The sequence below is a fragment of the Streptomyces sp. NPDC107765 genome (assembly GCF_055657085.1).
This window is the reverse complement of the sequence record NZ_JBVKBL010000014.1, coordinates 253,771-259,770: the sequence shown is the minus strand read 5'-3', so window position 1 is coordinate 259,770 and position 6,000 is coordinate 253,771. Positions and strand designations below refer to the sequence as shown.

The 6,000-nt window shown below is 69.2% G+C and carries 7 protein-coding genes; all 7 read left to right on the top strand.

Going from position 1 to position 6,000, the window contains the following annotated elements:
- The first annotated feature begins 202 nt into the window (after positions 1–202).
- The 7 genes from ACZ7MX_RS30385 (at position 203) to ACZ7MX_RS30355 (ending at position 5,836) form a co-directional block, all read left to right on the top strand.
- On the top strand, positions 203–472 hold the full coding sequence (locus tag ACZ7MX_RS30385) for a YkoF family thiamine-binding protein (RefSeq protein WP_472136641.1): 270 nt from the start codon (positions 203–205) through the stop codon (positions 470–472).
- Positions 469–849, top strand: a complete 381-nt coding sequence (locus tag ACZ7MX_RS30380; RefSeq protein ID WP_030415158.1) for a helix-turn-helix domain-containing protein — start codon at positions 469–471, stop codon at positions 847–849. The genes ACZ7MX_RS30385 and ACZ7MX_RS30380 overlap by 4 nt, the downstream gene beginning before the upstream one ends.
- A gap of 171 nt (positions 850–1,020) precedes the next feature.
- Complete coding sequence (uraD, locus tag ACZ7MX_RS30375; protein WP_472136639.1) at positions 1,021–1,572, top strand: 2-oxo-4-hydroxy-4-carboxy-5-ureidoimidazoline decarboxylase; 552 nt, start codon at positions 1,021–1,023, stop codon at positions 1,570–1,572.
- Positions 1,569–1,967, top strand: a complete 399-nt coding sequence (uraH, locus tag ACZ7MX_RS30370; protein ID WP_030415156.1) for a hydroxyisourate hydrolase — start codon at positions 1,569–1,571, stop codon at positions 1,965–1,967. Before uraD ends, uraH begins: the two co-directional genes overlap by 4 nt.
- Positions 1,968–1,974: 7 nt before the next feature.
- On the top strand, positions 1,975–2,898 hold the full coding sequence (gene pucL / locus ACZ7MX_RS30365) for a factor-independent urate hydroxylase (protein ID WP_472136637.1): 924 nt from the start codon (positions 1,975–1,977) through the stop codon (positions 2,896–2,898).
- Positions 2,899–2,980: 82 nt separating this feature from the next.
- Entirely contained in the window at positions 2,981–4,384 is a 1,404-nt protein-coding gene (locus ACZ7MX_RS30360) for a nucleobase:cation symporter-2 family protein (RefSeq protein ID WP_472136635.1), read from the top strand.
- Positions 4,385–4,432: 48 nt separating this feature from the next.
- Positions 4,433–5,836, top strand: coding sequence for an 8-oxoguanine deaminase (locus ACZ7MX_RS30355; RefSeq protein WP_472136633.1), 1,404 nt, complete (start codon positions 4,433–4,435; stop codon positions 5,834–5,836).
- Positions 5,837–6,000: the final 164 nt, after the last annotated feature.

The window sequence follows — 6,000 nt, the reverse complement described above, 5'->3', positions numbered from 1 at the left end:
CAGCAACGGAAGCTCGGTGAACAGGATCGACAGATTGACGTTGAAGCGCGTGTCCGTGAAACCCATGAGGGCCGGCGCTCCTTCCGGATAGCGGAACTGTTTTTCTGCGTACTGGAACATTGCCCGCCGCGCTCGGAGGCTGTCAAGGGGGCTCCGGAGCAATTTCTGGTGAGTCGGGCCCGCCGCGCGTAGGTTGAGCGACGTGCGATTGAGAGTTGAGTTCACGACGGAGCCGTTCGACCTGGACGAGGCGCCGGCGCATGCGGTGGTGGCCCGCGAGATCGTCACGGGCGCCGAGCTGGACGCCGTGGACGTCGGCCCGTTCGGCAACACGGCCGAGGGCGACGCGGATCAGGTGCTCGGTGCGGTGGCCGCGCTGCTGCGGGAATCCCTGCGGGCCGGGGCCACCCGGGTCTCCCTGCAGGTCAATGTGATCGGGGATGCCCGGCAGGGCGAAGGGGGCGCGTCGTGACCGAGCCCGCGGACCACCCGTTCGTCCAGGCGGTCAAGCCGCTGGTGGACGCGATGGGTGGACAGATGGTCGCGCCGGACCAGGCCCGGGGCGACGATGTCGTGCTGGCCTGGGAGGGGGAGGACCGGGTGGCCGTCCGGCTCCCGCACCTGTCGGATTCGCTCGACCACATCCTCGCCGAGCTCCAGCGCCGGCACGGCATGCCGCTGTCCGAGCTGGACCGCAAGACCAAGCAGTCGGTGGTCCGGATACTGGAAACCCGGGGCGCCTTCTCGGTCCGGCACGGCGTCGAGACCGTGGCGGGGGCCCTTGGCGTCAGCCGCTTCACCGTCTACAACTACTTGAACAGGGAGAACGCCGCGAAGGACGCCGACTGAGGCGAAGCGGGCAGCCGTCCCGTCCAGGCCGCCGAAGCCGCCGTCCCGTACCGCCGGACGGCGGCTTTTGTGTCGCCGAGTTTTCAACAAAGTGTTGACGTGATGTTGCCGGGGGTCTTAGCTGTTTCCAGCCAAGCAGAGCTGTCCAGCACCAGGCCACGGAGGCTTCCCGTGTCTTCGAGCACACCGCGTTCCACGGGGGACGCCCCTGTGCCCCCGGCGGGGCTCGCCCGGTTCAACACCTCCGACGACGGTACGGCCCGGTCCGTACTGCACGAGGTGTGCGCCAGCCGGGCATGGGGGAGCAAGGTCCTCGCCCAGCGCCCCTACGCCACCACCGACGCCCTGTTCGCCGCCAGCGACGCCGCCATGGCGGAGCTGACCGCACAGGACCTGGCCGAGGCGATGGCCGGGCACCCGCCCATCGGCCGGCCGAAGCCGGGCGATGCGACCTCGAACCGCGAGCAGAGCGGGATGGCCGGCGCCTCCGACGAGCTCAAGGCGGAAATGCTCGAACTCAACCTGGCCTACCAGGAGAAGTTCGGGCACGTCTTCCTGATCTGCGCCTCCGGTCGTACCGGGGAGCAGATGCGCGACGCGCTCCGTAACCGGATCGACAACTCGCCGGAACAGGAACGGGAGATCGTTCGTGTGGAGCTCGGCAAGATCAACCGCATTCGCCTGACCCGTATCGCGGAAACCGCGGAAGGAGACGCAGCATGAGCAGCGAGACGGCTGCACAGACGTCGGTGTCCACGCACATCCTGGACACCAGCGTGGGCCGCCCCGCGGAGGGCGTCGCCCTCACGCTCTCGGTGCGCTCCGGCGGCGACGGTGCCTGGACCGCCCACGGCGCGTCCAAGACCGACGCGGACGGGCGCTGCAAGGACCTGCCGGCCCTGCCGGAAGGCACCACCCACGTACGCATCGAATTCGAGACCGAGGCGTACTTCGTTTCCCACCAGCAAGCCGAGGAACAGCAGGACGCCCCCCGCGTAAGGGACAGCGGAGCTTTCTTCCCGGAGGTGGCAATCACCTTTGCCGTCAAGCCGGGCGAGCACTACCACGTACCGCTGCTGCTCAACCCGTTCGGCTACTCCGTATACCGAGGGAGCTAGCACCGACATGCCCACGATTCTCGGCCAGAACCAGTACGGCAAGGCGGAAAACCGCGTCGTCAAGATCACCCGCGACGGCGACACGCACCACATCAAGGACCTGAACGTCTCCGTCGCGCTCTCCGGCGACCTGGAGGAGGTCCACCTCTCCGGTTCCAACGCCCACTGCCTGCCCACCGACACCACCAAGAACACCGTGTACGCCTTCGCCAAGGAGTACGGGATCGAGTCGGCCGAGCAGTTCGGCATCCACCTGGCCCGGCACTTCGTGACCAGCCAGGAGCCGATCCACCGGGCCCGGATCCGCATCGAGGAGTACGCCTGGGAGCGGATCGAGACCTCCGACGCCAACTCCAAGTTCATCGGCTCGGACGAGGTCAAGCACTCCTTCGTCCGCAAGGGCCAGGAGACCCGACTGACCGAGATCACCTACGACGGTGAGCAGTGGCAGGTCATCTCCGGTCTGAAGGACCTCGTGGTGATGAACTCCACCAACTCGGAGTTCTGGGGCTACATCAAGGACAAGTACACGACGCTGAAGGAGGCGTACGACCGCATCCTGGCCACCGAGGTATCGGGCCGCTGGCGGTTCAACTGGACCGACGACGAGCAGCGGATGCCCAACTGGGAGCGTTCGTACGAGCAGGTGAAGAAGCACATGCTGCACGCCTTCGCCGAGACCTACAGCCTCTCGCTCCAGCAGACCCTGTACCAGATGGGTTCGCGCATCATCAACAACCGCTCCGAGATCGACGAGGTGCGGTTCTCCCTCCCGAACAAGCACCACTTCCTGGTGGACCTGGAGCCGTTCGGGCTCAAGAACGACAATGAGGTCTACTACGCGGCGGACCGCCCGTACGGCCTGATCGAAGCCACTGTTCTGCGCGACGGTGTCGAAGCCAAGATCCCGGTGGATCTGACGAACCTCTGAGGGCTTCAGACGCAGCGCCGTGCCTCGCCCCCCTCCTCGCCCCGCAGCGGGGAGGGGGCGCGGAACCCGAGGGGAACGACCCATGGCACCGCATTCGCAAGTCCCGCACCACCCCTCGTCCCCGGTCCATCCGGTGGACGAGAAGCCGGCGGCCAGGCGGCTCGTCCCCGCCGCACTCCAGCACATCGCCGCCATGTACGCCGGCGTCGTCACCCCTCCGCTCATCATCGGCCAGGCCGTCGGCCTGGACACCGCGGGCCGGACCCGGCTGATCGCCGCCAGCCTGCTCATCGCCGGGCTCGCCACGCTCCTGCAGACCCTCGGCATCCGGAAGTTCGCCGGCAACCGGCTGCCGTTCGTCAACGCGGCCAGCTCCGCCGGCATCACCCCGATGCTCGCCATCGCCGAGACCACCGCCAAAGGTCACCAACTCCCCGCCATCTACGGCGCGGTGATGGTCGCCGGCGTCTTCTGCCTCGCGATCGGCCCGTTCTTCGGGAAGCTGCTGCGGTTCTTCCCGCCGCTGGTCACCGGCGTGGTGATCACCCTCATCGGGGTCACCCTGATGCCCGTGCCGGTCGGCTGGGCCCAGGGCGGCGACAAGCACGCCGCCGACTTCGGTGACATGGAGAATCTGGCGCTCGCCGCGTTCACCCTCGTGGTGATCCTGCTGATCCAGCGCTTCGCCCAGGGCTTCGTCAAGCAGATCGCGCTGCTGATCGGCCTGGTCGTCGGCACCCTCGCCGCGATCCCGTTCGGGATGGCGAGCTTCGAGGCACTGCGCGCCGCCCCGATCGCCGCACTGCCCACCCCGTTCGCCTTCGGCCCGCCCGAATTCCAGCCCGCCGCGGTCCTCTCGCTGTGCCTCGTGATGCTGGTGCTGATGACGGAGTCCTCGGCCGGCATGCTGGCCCTCGGCGAGATCTGCGACCGGCCCACCACCGGCGCCACCCTCACCCGCGGACTGCGCACCGACGGCATTGCCACGCTCCTCGGACCGGTCTTCGGCGGCTTCCCGACCAGCGCCTTCGCGCAGAACGTCGGAGTGGTCTCGCTGACCCGGGTCCGCAGCCGGTACGTCGTCGCGCTGGCCGGCGCCGCACTCCTCGTCCTCGGCGCCTTCCCCGTCCTGGGCGCCGTGGTCTCGCTGGTGCCGATGCCGGTGCTCGGCGGCGCGGGTATCGTCCTGTTCGGATCGATCGCGGTCAGCGGTATCCGTACGCTCTCCGAGGCCGGTCTCGACGACAGCTCCCACATCATCCTGGTGGCCGTGTCGCTCGGCGCGGGCATCATCCCGCTCGCCGCGCCGACCTTCTACGCGGACTTCCCCGCCTGGGCACAGACCGTGCTCGGCTCCGGGATCAGCGCCGGAGCACTGGTCGCGGTCGCGCTCAACCTGTTCTTCCACCATCTCGGCACCCGGAGCACCGCACGGGCAGCGGTACTGTCAGCCGCCTCGCCCGGCTCCGGCACTCAAATCCCCTAGGGCCATGCCGTGCCCAACCGCCGTCACCGAAAGTACGAGGACAGCACCATGGCTGCATCGGCATCCCCTGACAGCGCGGTGAAGCAGCGCATCGTCATCGAGAACTGCGCCATCGCCACCGTCGACGCCGACGACACGGAGTACGCCAGCGGCTACCTGGTCGTCGCCGACAACATCATCGAGTCGGTGGGCGCCGGCAAGGCCCCCGAGGGGCTTGCGAACGTCGTCCGCCGGGTCGACGGCACCGGGCACCTGGTCACCCCCGGCCTGGTCAACACCCACCACCACTTCTACCAGTGGATCACCCGCGGCCTGGCCACCGACCACAACCTGTTCAACTGGCTGGTCGCGCTGTACCCGACCTGGGCCCGGATCGACGCGGAGATGCTGGCCGCCGCCACCCAGGGCTCGCTCGGCATGATGGTCAAGGGCGGCGTCACCACCGCCTCCGACCACCACTACGTCTTCCCGCACGGCTCCGGCGACCTGGTGAGCGCCGAGCTCGCCGCGGCCGCCGGGATCGGCGCCCGGATCACCCTGGCCCGCGGTTCCATGGACCGCAGCGAGAAGGACGGCGGCCTGCCCCCGGACTTCGCCGTCGAGACCACCGAGGGCGCCCTGCTGGGCACCGAGGAGGCCATCGACAAGCACCACGACGCCTCCTTCGGCTCGATGGTGCACATCGCCGCCGCACCCTGTTCGCCGTTCTCCATCTCCACCGAACTCCTGCGGGAGGGCGCCAAGTTGGCCCGCCGCAAGGGCGTACGCATGCACACCCACGGCTCGGAGACGGTCGAGGAGGAGAAGTTCTGCCACGAGCTGTTCGGCATGGGCCCGACCGACTACTTCGAGTCCACCGGCTGGCTCGGTGAGGACGTGTGGATGGCGCACTGCGTCCACATGACCGACTCCGACATCGCGGCCTTCGCCCGCACGAAGACCGGCGTCGCGCACTGCCCGTCCTCCAACGCCCGCCTGGCGGCCGGTATCGCCCGCGTCCCCGACATGCTCGCGGCCGGCGTCCCGGTCGGCCTCGGCGTCGACGGCACCGCCTCCAACGAGTCCGGCGAACTCCACACCGAGCTGCGCAACGCCCTGCTGATCAACCGCCTCGGCAGCCACCGCGAAGCCGCCCTCAACGCCCGCACGTCCCTCCGCCTGGGCACCTACGGCGGCGCGCAGGTCCTCGGCCGGACCTCCGAGATCGGCTCGCTGGAGCCCGGCAAGCTCGCCGACCTGGTGCTCTGGAAGCTCGACGGACTCGGCCACTCCTCCATCGCCGACCCGGTCACCGCGCTGGTCTTCGGCGCCGCCGCACCGGTCACCCTCTCCCTCGTCAACGGCAAGCCGGTCGTCGAGGACAACCACCTCACCAACGTCGACGAGGACGCCATCGCCCGCACCGCGCGGGCCGAGGCGCAGCGTCTGGCCCGGATCGCCGCCGAGGGCTGACCCCCGGCGCGGCACCGCCGCCGACGCAACCCCCCAACTCGGCCGGGAGGGACGGCTCCCGGCTGAGCTTGTGGATCCGAGCGGGATCCGCAAGCGCCGGACCCCGGGGGTGCGGGACTTCTCGTACCCCCGGGCCGGTCGGTCCCCGTTCGCCCGTTCCTGCG

Bases quoted from the DNA above. Each gene is read 5' to 3' on its own strand.
- uraH (WP_030415156.1), top strand. From the start codon at position 1,569: ATGAGCAGCGAGACGGCTGCACAGACGTCGGTGTCCACGCACATCCTG.
- pucL (WP_472136637.1), top strand. From the start codon at position 1,975: ATGCCCACGATTCTCGGCCAGAACCAGTACGGCAAGGCGGAAAACCGC.
- ACZ7MX_RS30360 (WP_472136635.1), top strand. From the start codon at position 2,981: ATGGCACCGCATTCGCAAGTCCCGCACCACCCCTCGTCCCCGGTCCAT.
- ACZ7MX_RS30355 (WP_472136633.1), top strand. From the start codon at position 4,433: ATGGCTGCATCGGCATCCCCTGACAGCGCGGTGAAGCAGCGCATCGTC.